Source organism: Fluviicola sp., from assembly GCF_029266855.1.
GTDB lineage: Bacteria > Bacteroidota > Bacteroidia > Flavobacteriales_D > Crocinitomicaceae > Fluviicola.
Window position 1 is genome coordinate 94,127 of record NZ_JAQSWB010000008.1, and the last position, 15,064, is coordinate 109,190.

General features: G+C 40.5%; 16 protein-coding genes and 1 riboswitch. Of the genes, 4 read left to right on the forward strand and 12 right to left on the reverse strand.

Going from position 1 to position 15,064, the window contains the following annotated elements; all coding sequences use genetic code 11:
* Positions 1–187: 187 nt before the first annotated feature.
* A complete protein-coding gene (locus K0S23_RS15415; protein WP_300359244.1) occupies positions 188–3,175 on the forward strand; it encodes a BNR-repeat neuraminidase N-terminal domain-containing protein in 2,988 nt (995 codons plus the stop codon).
* Positions 3,176–3,377: 202 nt separating this feature from the next.
* Here K0S23_RS15415 and K0S23_RS15420 read toward each other — a convergent pair whose 3' ends face one another.
* From K0S23_RS15420 to thiS, 9 genes are all read right to left on the reverse strand, one after another.
* On the reverse strand, positions 3,378–4,088 hold the full coding sequence (locus tag K0S23_RS15420) for a HesA/MoeB/ThiF family protein (RefSeq protein WP_300359246.1): 711 nt from the start codon (positions 4,086–4,088) through the stop codon (positions 3,378–3,380).
* A complete protein-coding gene (gene thiH, locus K0S23_RS15425) occupies positions 4,081–5,256 on the reverse strand; it encodes a 2-iminoacetate synthase ThiH (RefSeq protein ID WP_300359248.1) in 1,176 nt (391 codons plus the stop codon). The genes K0S23_RS15420 and thiH overlap by 8 nt, the downstream gene beginning before the upstream one ends.
* A gap of 43 nt (positions 5,257–5,299) precedes the next feature.
* Positions 5,300–6,064: a thiazole synthase gene (locus tag K0S23_RS15430; RefSeq protein WP_300359250.1), complete on the reverse strand. Its 765-nt coding sequence runs from the start codon at positions 6,062–6,064 to the stop codon at positions 5,300–5,302.
* Positions 6,057–6,686, reverse strand: coding sequence for a thiamine phosphate synthase (gene thiE, locus K0S23_RS15435; RefSeq protein ID WP_300359253.1), 630 nt, complete (start codon positions 6,684–6,686; stop codon positions 6,057–6,059). The genes K0S23_RS15430 and thiE overlap by 8 nt, the downstream gene beginning before the upstream one ends.
* Positions 6,676–7,434: a hydroxymethylpyrimidine/phosphomethylpyrimidine kinase gene (locus K0S23_RS15440; RefSeq protein ID WP_300359256.1), complete on the reverse strand. Its 759-nt coding sequence runs from the start codon at positions 7,432–7,434 to the stop codon at positions 6,676–6,678. Before K0S23_RS15440 ends, thiE begins: the two co-directional genes overlap by 11 nt.
* The gene (locus K0S23_RS15445) at positions 7,431–8,084 is read right to left on the reverse strand and encodes a thiamine phosphate synthase (protein WP_300359259.1); all 654 of its coding nucleotides are present in this window, start codon (positions 8,082–8,084) and stop codon (positions 7,431–7,433) included. Before K0S23_RS15445 ends, K0S23_RS15440 begins: the two co-directional genes overlap by 4 nt.
* On the reverse strand, positions 8,084–9,931 hold the full coding sequence (gene thiC, locus K0S23_RS15450; protein WP_300359261.1) for a phosphomethylpyrimidine synthase ThiC: 1,848 nt from the start codon (positions 9,929–9,931) through the stop codon (positions 8,084–8,086). Before thiC ends, K0S23_RS15445 begins: the two co-directional genes overlap by 1 nt.
* Before the next feature lie 61 nt (positions 9,932–9,992).
* The gene (locus K0S23_RS15455) at positions 9,993–10,349 is read right to left on the reverse strand and encodes a four helix bundle protein (protein WP_300359263.1); all 357 of its coding nucleotides are present in this window, start codon (positions 10,347–10,349) and stop codon (positions 9,993–9,995) included.
* 65 nt (positions 10,350–10,414) lie between these two features.
* Positions 10,415–10,618 carry a sulfur carrier protein ThiS gene (gene thiS / locus K0S23_RS15460; RefSeq protein WP_300359266.1) on the reverse strand — a complete coding sequence of 68 codons (204 nt, stop codon included), beginning with the start codon at positions 10,616–10,618 and terminating at the stop codon, positions 10,415–10,417.
* 41 nt (positions 10,619–10,659) lie between these two features.
* Positions 10,660–10,754: riboswitch (TPP riboswitch) on the reverse strand.
* Between the two features lie 130 nt (positions 10,755–10,884).
* On the opposite strand from thiS, the gene K0S23_RS15465 reads away from it, so the two are divergent.
* Together K0S23_RS15465 and K0S23_RS15470 are read left to right on the forward strand one after the other, a co-directional pair.
* Positions 10,885–11,361, forward strand: coding sequence for a hypothetical protein (locus tag K0S23_RS15465; RefSeq protein WP_300359268.1), 477 nt, complete (start codon positions 10,885–10,887; stop codon positions 11,359–11,361).
* A 9-nt stretch (positions 11,362–11,370) separates the two neighbouring features.
* Positions 11,371–11,841 carry a hypothetical protein gene (locus K0S23_RS15470; RefSeq protein WP_300359270.1) on the forward strand — a complete coding sequence of 157 codons (471 nt, stop codon included), beginning with the start codon at positions 11,371–11,373 and terminating at the stop codon, positions 11,839–11,841.
* Here K0S23_RS15470 and K0S23_RS15475 read toward each other — a convergent pair.
* The 3 genes from K0S23_RS15475 to K0S23_RS15485 are packed head-to-tail and all read right to left on the reverse strand — an operon-like array spanning position 11,838 to position 13,429.
* The gene (locus tag K0S23_RS15475; RefSeq protein ID WP_300359272.1) at positions 11,838–12,380 is read right to left on the reverse strand and encodes a hypothetical protein; all 543 of its coding nucleotides are present in this window, start codon (positions 12,378–12,380) and stop codon (positions 11,838–11,840) included. The two genes, K0S23_RS15470 and K0S23_RS15475, sit on opposite strands and share 4 nt — an antisense overlap.
* Before the next feature lie 6 nt (positions 12,381–12,386).
* Complete coding sequence (locus tag K0S23_RS15480) at positions 12,387–13,055, reverse strand: DUF1361 domain-containing protein (RefSeq protein ID WP_300359275.1); 669 nt, start codon at positions 13,053–13,055, stop codon at positions 12,387–12,389.
* Positions 13,040–13,429: a diacylglycerol kinase family protein gene (locus K0S23_RS15485; protein WP_300359278.1), complete on the reverse strand. Its 390-nt coding sequence runs from the start codon at positions 13,427–13,429 to the stop codon at positions 13,040–13,042. Before K0S23_RS15485 ends, K0S23_RS15480 begins: the two co-directional genes overlap by 16 nt.
* Before the next feature lie 130 nt (positions 13,430–13,559).
* Between K0S23_RS15485 and K0S23_RS15490 the strand changes: the two genes are divergently transcribed.
* On the forward strand, positions 13,560–15,029 hold the full coding sequence (locus K0S23_RS15490; RefSeq protein WP_300359281.1) for a T9SS type A sorting domain-containing protein: 1,470 nt from the start codon (positions 13,560–13,562) through the stop codon (positions 15,027–15,029).
* Positions 15,030–15,064: the final 35 nt, after the last annotated feature.

A 15,064-nucleotide genomic window follows, 5' to 3' on the forward strand; every position in this document is an offset into this window, starting at 1 on the left:
GTATCTTTTTCTTCTTCCTGTTAATTTGCCTTTAAAACGGTATTTCCAGTTCTTTAAACCAAGTGTAAATTAATCCTGTAAGCCTTATTAACAGAAGGTTCTTGTTATTTGTCGGGGTTTTGTCGGACTAAATAAGTAGGTTCTTTTCACCATTTGACTTTGTTTTGCCGGAAACTACAATTAACTCATGAAATTACAAGTCATTACTCTTGCGTTGGTTTCCCTTTTGGGGTTACCGGTTTTCGGACAGGTAAGTTCGAATACCTTTACTCAATCCAGTGGAACCTATACGAGTATAACAGGTGGTACCGTTCTTTGGAGCTCTACTTTTGATGAAAACATTTCAAGTGCGATTACTATTCCTGCCTTTTCCTTTAATTGCACCAGTTACACACAACTATATGTATCTGCCAACGGGTATATCAGCTTTGGATCAGCTCCGACAACAAATTACACTCCCATAACCGGTACGGATGGATCAGGTATCATTGCCGCTTTTGCTATTGATCTTGCGCAGTCAGGAGCAGGAGGCGCAAGCCCTGAAGTCCGTTATCAGAATATTCCAGCTTCCAACGAATTTGTAATTCAGTGGAAAGATGTGGGACGTTTTAATATTTCCGGAGATCGGATCAGTTTCCAGATTCGGTTAAATTATGCAACAAATGTTATCAAAATCATTTATGGCGGGACAATCAATGCAAACAATGCAACATCACCTACAGCACAGGTAGGTTTGCGTGGATTAACGAATACCGATTTCAATAACAGATCAACTACAACGAACTGGGCTGCCACAACTGCCGGCGGAGCAAATACCGCATCCTGCCAATTCTCAAACACTATCAAACCGGCAAGCGGACTGACATTTACCTATACACCGATTGCAATGACCTATGTTTCGTGTACGACCGCACAACCGAATACAGCAGGTGTCGAAAAATGCGTAACCGGCCAGGAAGTTATCCGGGTAGAAGTCGTGACTACAGGCTGCACCGGGCCACTATCATTAACACAGATCATATTCAATATGACCGGATCAACAATTCCGGGAACCAATACCAATGATGTTTCCCTTCTTCATGTTTACTTTACTGGAAATTCCAGCACCTTTTCCTCAAGTTCTCCATTTGATGGTGCTGGAACTACAGTAGCTTCCGGGGCAATAACGGTAAACGGAAGCCAGGTATTGAGTTCCGGGACCAATTATTTCTGGATTGCTTACGACATGAATAATGCCACTTCCACTATTGGCAACATCGTGGATGCCCAATGCACCGCTTTGACTGTTGGGATTTCAAGAACTCCAACCGTTACGAATCCTGCCGGTTCAAGATCTATCATTGCCTGTGCCGGTTCGCCAGGCGGCGTATCAGCCGGATTGAGCGTTTGGTATAAGTCGGACAACACGTCCACCATTACCATGGGAACAGGAGTTGCATCTTGGAACAGTTCTGCGGGTTCTGCGGGAACATGGCCGGTCACACAAGCCACAACAACACAACAACCGGGAGTCATTTCCGGTGCAACAAGCCCACGTTTATTCAATTATAATCCTAGAATAGATTTCATAGCAACATCCAATACTATGCTTGGAAATACTTCCACAGCAACCGACCTGATGACCTCTTCAGGTAGCTATTTTATTATCAGTGATAATAGTACAGACGATTTCACGGGTATGACCTACACTTCCAACTTGTCTGCTTACCGACATCAATTTAAGCCAGGTTTTCGGGCACAATCGTCTGACGCAAGTGTAAATGGCTGGACATTTGACTGGGTAGCACCTACTGAATACTCTGGTTCAAGTGCCTGTATGACTACTGTAACAGGTAGTGGAGCAACAATGATCACACGAAAAAATTCAATCCCATTAACAGCATCCAATTCCAATGATATTACTTATTCGCCGAGTATCAGTAATGGTCTTTACATGGGTCGTAACAACTCCGGAGGAGAGGATACAGACGCAAATATCGGAGAAGTGATTCTATATTCGTCAACACCTACAGCAGCAAACCTGAATAAAATAGAAAGTTACCTGGCTATCAAGTACGGGCTTACCCGAGGTGGTAATACAGGCACAGCCGCAACATACAACTACCTTTCCTCCAATGCTACCACTGTTTGGAACAAAACAACCAACACAGGGTTTAACAACGACATTGCAGGAATCGGAAGGGATGATGCTTCGGCATTGGTTCAAAAACAATCCATCAGTGTAAACAACAATGAACCGGTAACCGTTGGCCTCACTTCCATTGCAACAAGCAATGCACTGAACGCAAATGTATTCAGCTCAGACCAATCGTTTCTTATCTGGGGAAACAACGGTCTATTGAATCAAATTACAACAAATCCTGTCTGTTTTGCAAATTTACCGGCAGGTATTTACGGTCACATTGAACGCGTTTGGAAAGGACAGCTCACGAATTTTGCACAAAGCGTTACGGTAGGTTATGAAACAAGTATGCTCGTTGCCTATACTCCCGTTTCGAACCTTCGATTACTTGTTGACAATGATGGAGTTGACTGGACAAATGCGACCATTTATTCAGGCGCTGTAATCAATGGAAGCAGAGTGGAATTTTCAGGGGTGACGATCAGCAGTGCAACACCATTCTTCACGCTGGCTTCTATCACGGCGTTGACTCCTCTACCGGTTGAAATAGCAGAATTCAAAGCCGAACTGAATACGTCGCGTGCTGTAGATCTTACATGGGTAACGGAATCAGAATTCAACTGTGATTATTATACTATTGAAAAAAGCCAGAACGCATCTTCCTGGGTTTCCCTGGGATCAATGGATGGTGCAGGAACAACTACAGAAACAAATACCTATGAGCTGACTGATTTTTCTCCTTTTAACGGAGTTAATTATTACAGGCTGATACAAACAGATAATAACGGGGCGGTTAATTCTCTGGGAATCCGCTCCGTTAATCTGGACCAGGAAGATGATTTCGTAGCTTATCCCAATCCGGTAAACGGGGAACTTTACCTTTCGTTTGACAAAAAAGGTATGCACGTCATTGAATTTTTTGATATAGCAGGAAGAATGATACTTCACAAAGAAATAGGCCAGTTCTCAACCATTCAGATGGGTGATTTTGCAAAAGGTGTTTATACGATCAGAACAGAGCAAGGTAAAGAGATCAGAATCATTGTTCAATAAATTAATAGGTATAGTAAGAGCAATGAATCGATTAATTCTGAGAAGTTAAACGTAAGGGGGAGAAGAAGAAAATTTAGCTACAGACAAAGGTGTGCATGAAAAATCACTACCTCTGAATCTCCCCCCATTTTACTCTTTATTTGTTTTAAAAAACATGAATATCCTGGAAGATCCATCAGTCTTCACCCACCGCTGATTAGACTTAAAACCTCAACTTCGTCATTTCCAAACTCAGCAAATCGAAAATATGAAAGGTATTGAGGTTGATTTCGAGTTCGAGAATACATTTCAAAGCCTCATTCGCCATTAAGGTACCGATTACCCCGGGAACAACTCCCAAAACTCCGTTGTCGGAACAATTGGGAACATCCTCTGCGTTAGGTGGCTCCGGAAAAAGATCCCTCAGGTTTTTACTTCCCTGGTGGTTAAAAACAGCCAATTGACCCTGGAATCCTAAAATACTTCCATAAATCAAGGGTTTTTCAAGTTCCACACAAGCGTCGTTTACGATGTAGCGTGTTAAAAAATTATCACAACCATCGATCACCAAATCGAATTGAGATAAAATAAACTCCGCATTATCTTCATTTAAAGCACAATCAAAAATATCAATGATTACATCCGGATTTTGGGCCAATGCTCTCTCTTTGGCAATTTCCGCTTTCTTCTTTCCTACGTCCTGTGGCATATACAGAACCTGTCGGTGTAAATTAGAGTGCTCAATCACATCAAAATCCACGATACCGATTGTTCCTACTCCGCAAGCCGCCAGGTATTGAATCACCGGACAACCCAAGCCACCTGCTCCAATCACAACAATCCGGGAATTTTTAAGTTTCACTTGGCCAATGAGGCCAACCTCATCCAGGATGGTTTGTTTGGAATAGCGTTTTGCTTCGTTGGGATTAAACATGCTTGTCAGTTTCAATTGTCAAATCATCTATCCTCTGCTCCCCTCCAAAAGGGGAAGAAGAAATAAAGCTGCGGTCCCAATCTTTCCAAACCGCTTCGTAGCCCTGATCCTTAATTAATTTCGCTATTTCCTCTACAGAACGCTCATCAGAGATCTCGAACTGCTCTAATGATTCCGGTTCCACCACATATCCTCCAGGATTGGTCTTAGAACCGGCACTCATGGTTGTTACTCCTAACGGAATTACATGATTCCTGAAATACTCCGACTCACGTGTAGACACAGATAATTCCACGTCCTCATTAAACAAGCGATAGGCACAGATCAATTGCACCAATTCGCGGTCGCCCACAATGACATTGGGTTCAATGATTCCTTCTGCCGGCCGCATTCTGGGAAAAGAGATGGAATATTTTGTCTGCCAATACTTTTTTTGCAGGTAATCCAAATGTAAAGCGCAGAAAAACGAATCGGTTCTCCAATCTTCCAAGCCGAGCAAAACACCAAGACCAATTTTATGAATCCCTGCTTTTCCACAACGATCCGGAGTATCCAGACGGTATTCAAAATTAGATTTTTTTCCCTTCGGATGATAAGCCTTGTAAACGTCTTTGTGATAGGTCTCCTGGTAAACCAATACCGAATAAACTCCAGCTTCGTGCAATTCCCTGTATTCATCTTCGTCCAAGGGCTGTACTTCAATCGAAATATTTGCAAATTCATTCCGGATCAGATCCATCACCCGCTTAAAATAAGGAACGTGAACGGTCTGGTTTGCTTCTCCCGTAACCAATAAAATATGATTGAAGCCGCGTTCTTTCAAATAAGCGACCTCCTGCAGGATCTCTTCATCTGTCAATGTTTTCCGACGGATCTTATTATCGAAGCTAAATCCGCAATAAGTACAAATATTGTTGCATTCATTGCTCAAATACATCGGAGTATAAAGCTGAATGGTTTTTCCAAAACGTTTTTTGGTCAGTGCGTGACTTTCCTGGGCCATGCGCTCAATAAATGGTTCAGCAGCAGGTGAAATAAGTGCCTTGAAATCTTCCAGGGTTCTCTTCTTAGAAGACAAAGCACGTTCCACATCTTCAGCTGTTTTGCTGTAGATGGAAGATTTTATTTCATCCCAGTTGGTGTTGTGAAAAAGTGTTGTGAAACTCATCTTGTCCTCCCCCTTTCTCCCCCTCCAAAGGGGGAATCAAATTTCATATATTCAAAAATCCTGTTAGCGGACTTGAAGCATTTGCTGATCGTGAAATTGCTCCCAAACCTGCTTCATAAGCCATTCTTCCCGCTTCTACTGCCATTTTAAAGGCCAAAGCCATTTCTGCAGGATTCTGTGCCACTGCAATTGCAGTATTCACCAAAACAGCATCTGCACCCAGTTCCATTGCATGGGCTGCATGCGATGGTGATCCGATCCCGGCATCAACGATCACAGGTACGCGGCTTTGCTCAATAATAATTTCAAGGAAATCCAGTGTTTTCAAGCCTTTATTCGTTCCGATCGGCGCTCCCAATGGCATTACTGCAGCGGTTCCTACATCTTCCAGGCGTTTACACAAAACCGGATCAGCGTGGATGTACGGAAGAATAATAAAACCCAATTTGGCCAATTCTTCTGTTGCTTTTAAGGTTTCTATCGGATCGGGTAATAAATACTTTGGGTCGGGATGAATTTCCAGCTTCAGCCAATTCGTTTCCATTGCTTCACGTGCCAATTGAGCAGCAAACACTGCTTCTTTAGCGTTCCTTGCACCGGAAGTATTGGGTAACAGATTGATGTGTCCATGTTTTAAATGGGACAGTAAATCGTCGGTTTCCGTTTCCAGATCCACACGCTTAAGTGCCACCGTTACCAATTCTGATCCTGAAGCCAAAACTGCTTCCTCCATTTGTTTAGAAGAACCAAACTTTCCGGTCCCTAAAAACAAACGCGATTTAAATTCTTTATCTGCTATTTTAAGCATAACTCAATGTTTGTTCTATTTCACTTATTAAAGTTGTTTTGTCTGCCGAATTGGAGATCATTCCCGAAACAGCAATTCCATAAACACCTGTTTTTTTCAGTAATTCCACGTCATTCCGGACAATTCCGCCTATTGCGTAGATCGGAATGGAAAGTCCGGCCATCTCGAGTTCCTTGGCAACTCTCTGATATCCTTCAAATCCTAAAAGCGGACTCAGTTTTTCTTTTGTTGATGTGAAACGCAGCGGTCCAAGTCCCACGTAATCACATTTTTCACGGATACGTTGCAGTACATCTTCCAGGGTGTTGGCCGTTCCACCTATTATTTTCGCGGAACCTAAAATCTTTCGTGCCTCCACCACAGAAGAATCCGTTAACCCAAGGTGAACACCATCTGCATCCACTTCTTTGGCAATTTCTATCGAATCATTAATAATTAACTTTGCATTTCCGTAAGTACACCAAACACGTGCCTGTCTGGCCACGTCCAAAACAGCTTCCTTTGAACCATTCTTGAAACGAAGCTGGATCATTTTACATCCGGCTTCCAAAGCATTCAAAATGTTTTGTTTCTGCTCTTCAACTGTTTCTCCATGAGATATGTACTGGATTCTACTCAACATGATATGCTAATAAATATTCGTTACTTGAAAGTCTTTTTTCTATGTACTGTTTTGCTTCCCGGCATGCTTCAAACAAAGCTTCTCCCAAGGCCAAATTAGAGGCGATCGCGGCAGAAAGGATACATCCTGAGCCATGTTTTGGATAACAAGCTTCCGGATCCAATTTTGAAGGAAGTTCCCTGGGAACTCCACCTTCGAACAAAAGATCAAGGCCCAGACGTTCCGAACTATGTCCGCCTTTCAGCAATACACCTGTCACCTTTGCCAAATGAAAAGCCGCTTCAATTTCGTCTTCCATCTGAGTTATTTTTTTTATTTCAGGGACATTCGGAGTAATCAGATCGATCTGTTCCAATATGGAATTTAAAGACTCTTCGTTCCAGCTTGCATGCAATTCAAATCCGGATGATGCCGAGAGTACAGGATCCCAAACAACCGGAACGGATGGGAATTTCTTTTTTATCAGCTTTAACAACTCCGACAAAACTTCCAGATTCTCGATGATCCCGATCTTAACTGCTGCAACTTCGTACGTATCTAAAATTGGTTGCAATTGATCTATAATCGCCTGTTTGTCAAACCAATTAACCGAAATAAAGTTTGTTTCAGTTTGAATTGTGTTTGCTGTCAATACTCCCATACCCAAACATGCGTGCTGCTCACATGTTTTCACATCTGCCAGTACACCTGCTCCACCGCTTGGGTCGAAACCTGCAATGCTAAGAACTATGGGATGTTTGTATTTCATTGTTTTTCCTCCAAGTCTTTACTTTTGGAAAGTCCTCCCCATTGCTCCCCCTCCAAAGGAGGAAAAACGGAAATCGCGTCCCTACACTTATTCCATTCATTTATCGGATCTGAATTATTCCAAATTGCCCCGAGTAATGCAGCACCGTCGAAACCCATTTGGATCAACTGATTCACATTAGCTGCCTGGATTCCCCCTAAACCAATTAATTCCGTTTGGTTATTATCACGTTTCGACAGATCAAATTTCACCGCTTTGTAATCCGCTTTCGAAATACTATCAAAAACAGGACTTAAAAAGGCGTATGAAAAGTACTTCGGCAGTTCGTTGTATTCTTCCAGGCTATGTACTGAGGTCGAATAAACAAACTCCTTATTTATTCCTGTCCAGCCTGCCGTTTCCCATATTTTTCGATCCCTTTCAGAATAATGAAAGCGCTTCAATCCAATTTCCTTGCCCCATTCATGGTCATGATGTAAAACCAGCCTGGAATGGTTTTCGGGATGGATTTGGGCGATCAACTTCCACAACAATTCTTCGCTTGCACCATATTTTCGAATATGAAACAAGTCGAGACCGGAGAGAAACAATTCATTTATAATTCTTGCTTCACCGGGTTTAAAATCGCTGTCGGAAATGACGATAAGCATCAGGAATAAATTTGGCTTCCTTTAGTTTTGAATTCTTCCGATTTCTCAAACATACCTGATTCTGCAGCGTCGCGAATATCCTGTGTAATTTTCATCGAACAGAATTTTGGTCCGCACATGGAACAGAAATGAGCCACTTTTGCGCCTTCTGCAGGAAGTGTTTCATCGTGGAATTCACGAGCGGTATCCGGATCCAAAGACAAGTTAAACTGGTCTTCCCAACGGAATTCGAAACGCGCTTTACTCAATGCATTATCACGGTATTGTGCTCCAGGATGTCCTTTAGCCAAATCTGCTGCATGGGCAGCAAGTTTGTAAGTAATTACTCCGTCCTTTACGTCCTTACGATTCGGTAATCCCAAATGTTCTTTTGGTGTTACATAACACAACATTGCTGTTCCAAACCATCCGATCATTGCTGCTCCGATAGCAGAAGTAATGTGATCGTATCCCGGTGCAATATCCGTTGTCAATGGTCCTAATGTATAGAAAGGTGCCTCATGACATTCTTTCAGCTGCTTATCCATATTTTCTTTGATCATATGCATCGGAACGTGTCCGGGACCTTCGATCATTACCTGAACATCGTGTTTCCAGGCAACTTTAGTCAGTTCACCCAAGGTTTCCAACTCACCGAATTGTGCCGCATCATTTGCATCTGCCAAACACCCCGGACGCAATCCGTCACCCAATGAAAATGCGACATCGTATGCTTTCATGATCTCACAAATCTCTTCAAAGTGTGTATACAGGAAATTCTCCTTGTGATGTGCCAAACACCATTTCGCCATGATCGAACCACCTCGGGAAACAATTCCGGTAACGCGTTTTGCAGTTAATGGAATATAACGCAATAAAACTCCGGCATGAATAGTAAAATAAGAAACTCCCTGCTCTGCTTGTTCGATCAGTGTATCGCGGAAAATTTCCCAAGTCAGGTCTTCGGCAACTCCATTCACTTTTTCCAAGGCCTGGTAGATCGGAACTGTTCCGATCGGAACCGGGGAATTGCGAATGATCCATTCGCGGGTTTCGTGTATATTTTTACCTGTAGAAAGATCCATAATGGTATCTGCTCCCCAACGACAAGCCCAAACTGCTTTTTCTACTTCTTCTTCAATAGATGAAGTAACGGCACTGTTTCCAATATTCGCATTGATCTTCACCAGGAAGTTACGTCCGATGATCATCGGTTCCGATTCCGGGTGGTTAATATTATTCGGGATGATTGCACGTCCTGCAGCAATTTCATCGCGAACGAACTCCGGAGTAATAAATCCTTTCGGAGTATTTGCTCCAAAACTTTCTCCCGGATGCTGAGCTGTCATTGCTTCGTACTGACCGTTCAACTGGCTTTTCAATTCATCTACACGTTGGTTTTCACGAATGGCAATGTATTCCATTTCCGGAGTGATAATTCCCTGTTTTGCATAGTACAATTGAGAAACATTCATTCCCGGTTTTGCACGCAGCGGTTTACTGATGTGTTCAAAACGCAATTCATCCAGCTTTTCGTCGTTCTTACGCTCTTTTCCATAGTCAGAACTCACATCTGTCAACTCTTCTACATCTCCACGATCAAGAATCCATTGCTGACGAATACGCGGCAAGCCTTTTTTGACATCGATCACTGCATTGTTATCAGTATAAGCGCCACCGGTATCATAAACAGTCACCGGAGGATTCTCTTCAATCCTTCCGTTTGCATGTTTGGTGGGTGTTAGCGTAATTTCACGCATTGCTACTTTGATATCGTGGATTTTACCAGATACGTATACTTTTTGTGATCCTGAAATGGCACCTGTTGTGATACTTCCGGCTCCGGGTGTTTTATCTGCTTTTTTCATTTAAAAGATTTTAGGACTACAGGATTTCAGGATTTTAAGACTGAAATGCATCGTAATCAATTTAATTTGTATTTAATGTTCGTTTGAATGCACCTATTTTCTTTTGAAGGATAGTAAGTTGATCTATTATTGGTTCTGTTGAGATGTCATAAATTTCGCAAACAAGTATTAATTGGGTTTCTAATTCATAAGATGATGAAATTGCAATATCAAGAAATCGGATAAATTCTTTTTCTGACGAACGTCCCGAACCTTCCGCAATATTTGAAGGAATGGAAACTGCACAACGATTCATCTGAGAAGTCAAACCAAATTTTTCAGATGAATCCATAGATGATGTTAATTCGTAAATTGATTTAACAAAAGCTATTGACTCTTTCCAAATTTGCAATTCTCTAAAATTATGAGTCTTTACCATTATTTTATACTCCTTTAAAATTTTGAATTCCTGAAATCCTAATATCTGAACATCCTGAAGTCAAACTATCCGCCTTGTGTTGCTTTGATTATTAGTAATTCATCATTTTCATTCACAGGTGTTTCCATCCAGGAATCTTTCGGGATTACTTGTCCGTTTATGGCCACAGCAATTCCTTTGGAGTTTTCACCAATCTGCTGAAAAACCAGGTTTGAAAGCTTCGTCTGAGCTTCCACTTCAATTGTTTGATTGTTTAATGATATTGTCATTCCAACTGTAATTTACGCACTTTAGGAATGACTACAAAGAAAGTATCCATTTCACTTTTCCCTCCGTCAGTACCAACTGAATCAGGTTCAAAGGGTATTTCTCAGTCAGTCATAGCCGACACCCCTAAAGCAGGGTAAAGATACAAGAGTTAATTGAAAAAGTGAAAAATGAAAAGTTAAAATTGTCTCTTTGTTTCAACAATACATTTAGTTCCAGTAAATTAGCTGCAACTCAACTTTTTTTGTACATTCATCAAAAAATCACCATGAAAATCATATTCCTAAGCATACTTTTATTAGTTGCCTTATTTTCTGCTACTTCCTGCAAGAAGAAAGAAAGTCCAACAAAAAGTACCAATTCAAACAGTTTCACATTAAAGAAGGATGGCGTTCTTTATTCTCCCAATTACATTTTAGTGTCTCAGGTTGATGAAGATGCTCTGTCTGTTGAAACCCATATCGTTAATCAGTATCCATGGGATAATTCGTATGTGATATTCATCAAAAGATCAATAAGTCCCGGAACGTATCTTGGAGAAGATGGCGAATCAGACTATTTTTCGCTTATTCATAATCAGGATTCCACTAATATGTTTGGCTGGGAAACGAGTTCATTAACCGTACTCTCAAACGATACTCTTACCGGAGTTTTACACTGCACTTTTGAAGTGCTCCTTTACAATGATGACTGTGAAGGAAGTTGTCCGCAAATTACGGATGGTGAAATGACTATTCATTACTAAATCAGTTAAATGAAAAGCAAATTAATCCTGCTATTTGGTCTTACTCTTTTCTCGCTTTCAGCCTGTAAAAAAGATAATACCACCCCAGAAACAAGCACACCTGCTACCAGTAATCCTTTTAGTTTAAAACACGATGATATTCTTTTCACCACTTATAATCCTAACGTAACTCTCAATGAATTCATGATTGGCATAACAGCAGGTACCATAGGTGAAACAGGCAATTTCTATCAACTTGGAATTAAGAGAAATATTCAGCCCGGGACGTATGAATATACGGGAAGTACAGATGATCCCATTGTTTTCCTTATTATCTCCGATCAGTTGGTTTTTACGGAAGAGCACGGGAGTTTAACCGTTTTATCGAATGACACTATTTTAAAGAAGATCGTCTTCAATTTTGAATTTGAAATGTTGGAAAATAATTCCCATTCTGACACGATTCAAATCACAGAAGGTTTTGGCAATATTGATTATTAACTCACCCACATTCCGTAAGAATCAACGTAAATCCATTTTCCTTTTTCCAATTTATAGATGTTCGTTGAACCTTGACCCGATAAACCTCCACATTGAACGGACTGATAAAAAATACAGTAAGTTTTATTTGCGTTGAAAATTGGCATTGTAGCAGACCGATAACACCTTTTGGGATATTTTTTACAAAAGCGTTTCCAGCCCTTTTGGTAATTTCTAAAAATCCATTTCAATTTCAATCTTGAGATAGTTTTTACGTTTTGCAGTCGATTTTGATTCCATTTAAAATGATTCATTTCCTTCAATTGAACTCGAAAAAAGGCCAAATCATCATTCGAAAAGTAAGTTGTGTCGTGCAAAAAAACGCTCGTGTCTTTATAAAATCCCCATTGATCTGAGTTCTTTAACAGAAGTAATTCTACAGAGTCTGTTCCAAAAATAAATTGTTTAGAAAAATCATACATTTCCTCTCTTGATGGCAATGTTTGGGACAATACATCGAAGGAAGCTGCGAAAACCAAAACAAAAATTAAGGACTTCATTTGGTGTTAATTTAAGCGATTCTTTCTCAAAAACCTGAACGTAAAATACAGCATTGTCAGGAACAATCCCATGAAAACGGTTACGCCCCAGGTTCGGGTGTGATCAAAAGGATTGATGATCCGGTCTCCGATATCACCCATTAATTTGGTTGGATGATGCAGAATATCCCAGCTGTTCCAGCGAAGGTATCTCCCGATGTAAATTCCGAAACTGCTTATAAACAACAACACAACAGAAAGCAGTGTGATTGCCCGTCTGGATAAAAATTGTTCCATCAATTCTTCCAAGTTCCACAAACTCAGGAAACCATACAGTAAACCCGTCCAGGCAAAGGATAAGATCAATACCAGGTCGAACCAAATAGGCATAGATGAGCTGTGACTCAGATGAAACAGATCGGTTAGAATATACGATGCGTTCGGAAAGAACAAAAGCCAAACTCCCAGCATTCCAAAAACTGCCAGGCGGCTTTTCTGCAAATTCGGGCTCATTGCCAGAATAACAGTGAACGTCCATGGAACAAATGCCAGGAAGAGGTTCCAGTTTAAAAAGAGAAAATGCCGTGTTCCCGAAATTTCTACCCTAAAAAGGGATAAAGCAAAGCAGAAGAAGGATAAAACCCCCATAAACAGGGAGATTTGAAATTGGTTGGTTTTGACTAATTGTTTGAGCATAACGCAATAATTCTGGGTCCGAAAATGATGATTCCAACTAATAACGCAGAAACAGCACTAATTAGTACCGAAGCAGCTGCCAAATCTTTCACTTTTTTGATTTGGGGATGTTTTTCAGGCGATGCATAATCTGCCATTGCTTCCAACGAGGTATTGATCAGTTCACAAATAAAGACCAAAGCCATCACAACTATCAAAGAAATCCATTCGTTCAGAGTGATCTTAAATACAAAACCCAATACAATTACAATCACTGCTGCAAGCAAATGAATCCGGGCATTGTGTTCCTCAACGAAAAGTGTTTTCAAACCTGCAAAAGCGTACTTGAAACTTTTGAGGCGATCTGAGATAGAGAAGGGTTTTTGTTTGGACATTCAGTTTTATAAATAATTTCCTTAATCATAACGTAAGAAATGGAAGAATATTAGAATTAAAAGGGAAAACAACTAATTTCCAACCTTTTGGTTTTGTATACGTCAATGTCGCATATCAAAAAGGTCCACTATGAAAAAACTACTTTTATCATTTCTTCTTATTTCCAATTTGTTATTTGGGCAGGAAGCTGCTTATCGTCTAAATGGAATTTCTACTTCCAATTATGATTGTTTTCTTCCGGTAAACGAGGGTGTTTATATTACAAATCTGGTTTTAGACCAGGCTGATTTCTCTCCCATATATTCAATCAACTATTTTCCAAAGAATGGTGAATCAGGATGGAGTAAAAAAATAAGTGTCCCTAGCGGTTTCAATTCCGGTAAGTCGGCCATTGCAGCTTGCAATCTATCCAATCAATTTATCGTCTCAATACAAAACCTGGAATGCGATCTATGTTTGGTGATGAAAATCGATACAAACGGAACCATTATTTGGTCAAGGTTGCTGACGTATCCCGTTAACATGGGTGACTACGGATCGAATGCAACGCCTATATCCTTGAACGAGCAGGATGAAATTACACTTTCTTTGACTTCAGTAAATAATTTGACCTTATCGAAACTAGATACAGATGGTAACCTTATTTTTTCAAAACGATTCAATACCCCTGGACTTGAAGATTCAAAAAACCCAGGATTTTCTATTGTGTGCACCAATGACGGAGGCTATTTAGCTACTATGAAGGCAGGAGATAATCCAACCATCACCAAATTGAATTCAAATTTGCAGGTTACCTGGTCCAAAAAATGGAGTATTGATTCATACAGTCATCCAAAACTCGCTGTAACGCTTCCAAATGGTAATTACTGTATTATTGGAGAAGGTGATAATGGGACATATTTTGCCCGGGTAGATCCCAATGGAAATTTATTATCATATATCTACGGCGTTCCACTCAATCCTCCTTACCGATGCAAGGTAATTGATTCCGACTCAATTGCATTAGTCGATATGTCCGGGACCAGTTTCAAAATAAATTTATCAAACAATACCATGTCGTCAACTAGTACAAACGAATGGATATATGGTTTACCCAACTATACGAATCAAAAAATGAGCTTACTTGATTACAGCAACTCTATGATCTATCTTGATTTGGAGAGTACCCAGATGGGATGTTTCAGTTTTTCTATTTTAAATACTACCCTCTCTGACCAGGTTGTTTATCCGAGCAGCGTTGTGGACGAAACAATCGTTGTCGAAAATAGTGGTTCCATTACTGGTTATACTCCAACAATCAGCACCACTAACGATGTTTCCATGACACTAACCTGCGGTAGTCTTGGAGTAAATGAAACAGAAAAAACACAGTTGACGCTTTATCCCAATCCTGCTATACAAGGACAGAAGATTACTTTGGCAATAGAAAAATCATCCGGAAATAAGCTCCGAATTTTGACGCTTTCCGGGCAATTAATCGAAGTATTTGACCTGAACGGATCAGTTTTCACTGCTCCACAAGAATCAGGAATGTATTTTGTACAAATCCTGGATCAAAGCGGAAATATTATTTCTGTTGAGAAATTGGTAGTTGAGTAAATAGTTCCTCCATTTTGAACGCAACAAAAAATTAA

Excerpts from the sequence above, each read along its gene's own strand:
- thiS (WP_300359266.1), bottom strand. The coding sequence starts at position 10,618 with ATGACAATATCATTAAACAATCAAACAATTGAAGTGGAAGCTCAGACG.
- thiH (WP_300359248.1), bottom strand. The coding sequence starts at position 5,256 with ATGAGTTTCACAACACTTTTTCACAACACCAACTGGGATGAAATAAAA.
- K0S23_RS15455 (WP_300359263.1), bottom strand. The coding sequence starts at position 10,349 with ATGGTAAAGACTCATAATTTTAGAGAATTGCAAATTTGGAAAGAGTCA.
- K0S23_RS15480 (WP_300359275.1), bottom strand. The coding sequence starts at position 13,055 with ATGCTCAAACAATTAGTCAAAACCAACCAATTTCAAATCTCCCTGTTT.
- thiC (WP_300359261.1), bottom strand. The coding sequence starts at position 9,931 with ATGAAAAAAGCAGATAAAACACCCGGAGCCGGAAGTATCACAACAGGT.
- K0S23_RS15445 (WP_300359259.1), bottom strand. The coding sequence starts at position 8,084 with ATGCTTATCGTCATTTCCGACAGCGATTTTAAACCCGGTGAAGCAAGA.
- K0S23_RS15440 (WP_300359256.1), bottom strand. The coding sequence starts at position 7,434 with ATGAAATACAAACATCCCATAGTTCTTAGCATTGCAGGTTTCGACCCA.
- thiE (WP_300359253.1), bottom strand. The coding sequence starts at position 6,686 with ATGTTGAGTAGAATCCAGTACATATCTCATGGAGAAACAGTTGAAGAG.
- K0S23_RS15470 (WP_300359270.1), top strand. The coding sequence starts at position 11,371 with ATGAAAAGCAAATTAATCCTGCTATTTGGTCTTACTCTTTTCTCGCTT.
- K0S23_RS15475 (WP_300359272.1), bottom strand. The coding sequence starts at position 12,380 with ATGAAGTCCTTAATTTTTGTTTTGGTTTTCGCAGCTTCCTTCGATGTA.
- K0S23_RS15420 (WP_300359246.1), bottom strand. The coding sequence starts at position 4,088 with ATGTTTAATCCCAACGAAGCAAAACGCTATTCCAAACAAACCATCCTG.
- K0S23_RS15465 (WP_300359268.1), top strand. The coding sequence starts at position 10,885 with ATGAAAATCATATTCCTAAGCATACTTTTATTAGTTGCCTTATTTTCT.
- K0S23_RS15485 (WP_300359278.1), bottom strand. The coding sequence starts at position 13,429 with ATGTCCAAACAAAAACCCTTCTCTATCTCAGATCGCCTCAAAAGTTTC.
- K0S23_RS15490 (WP_300359281.1), top strand. The coding sequence starts at position 13,560 with ATGAAAAAACTACTTTTATCATTTCTTCTTATTTCCAATTTGTTATTT.
- K0S23_RS15430 (WP_300359250.1), bottom strand. The coding sequence starts at position 6,064 with ATGCTTAAAATAGCAGATAAAGAATTTAAATCGCGTTTGTTTTTAGGG.
- K0S23_RS15415 (WP_300359244.1), top strand. The coding sequence starts at position 188 with ATGAAATTACAAGTCATTACTCTTGCGTTGGTTTCCCTTTTGGGGTTA.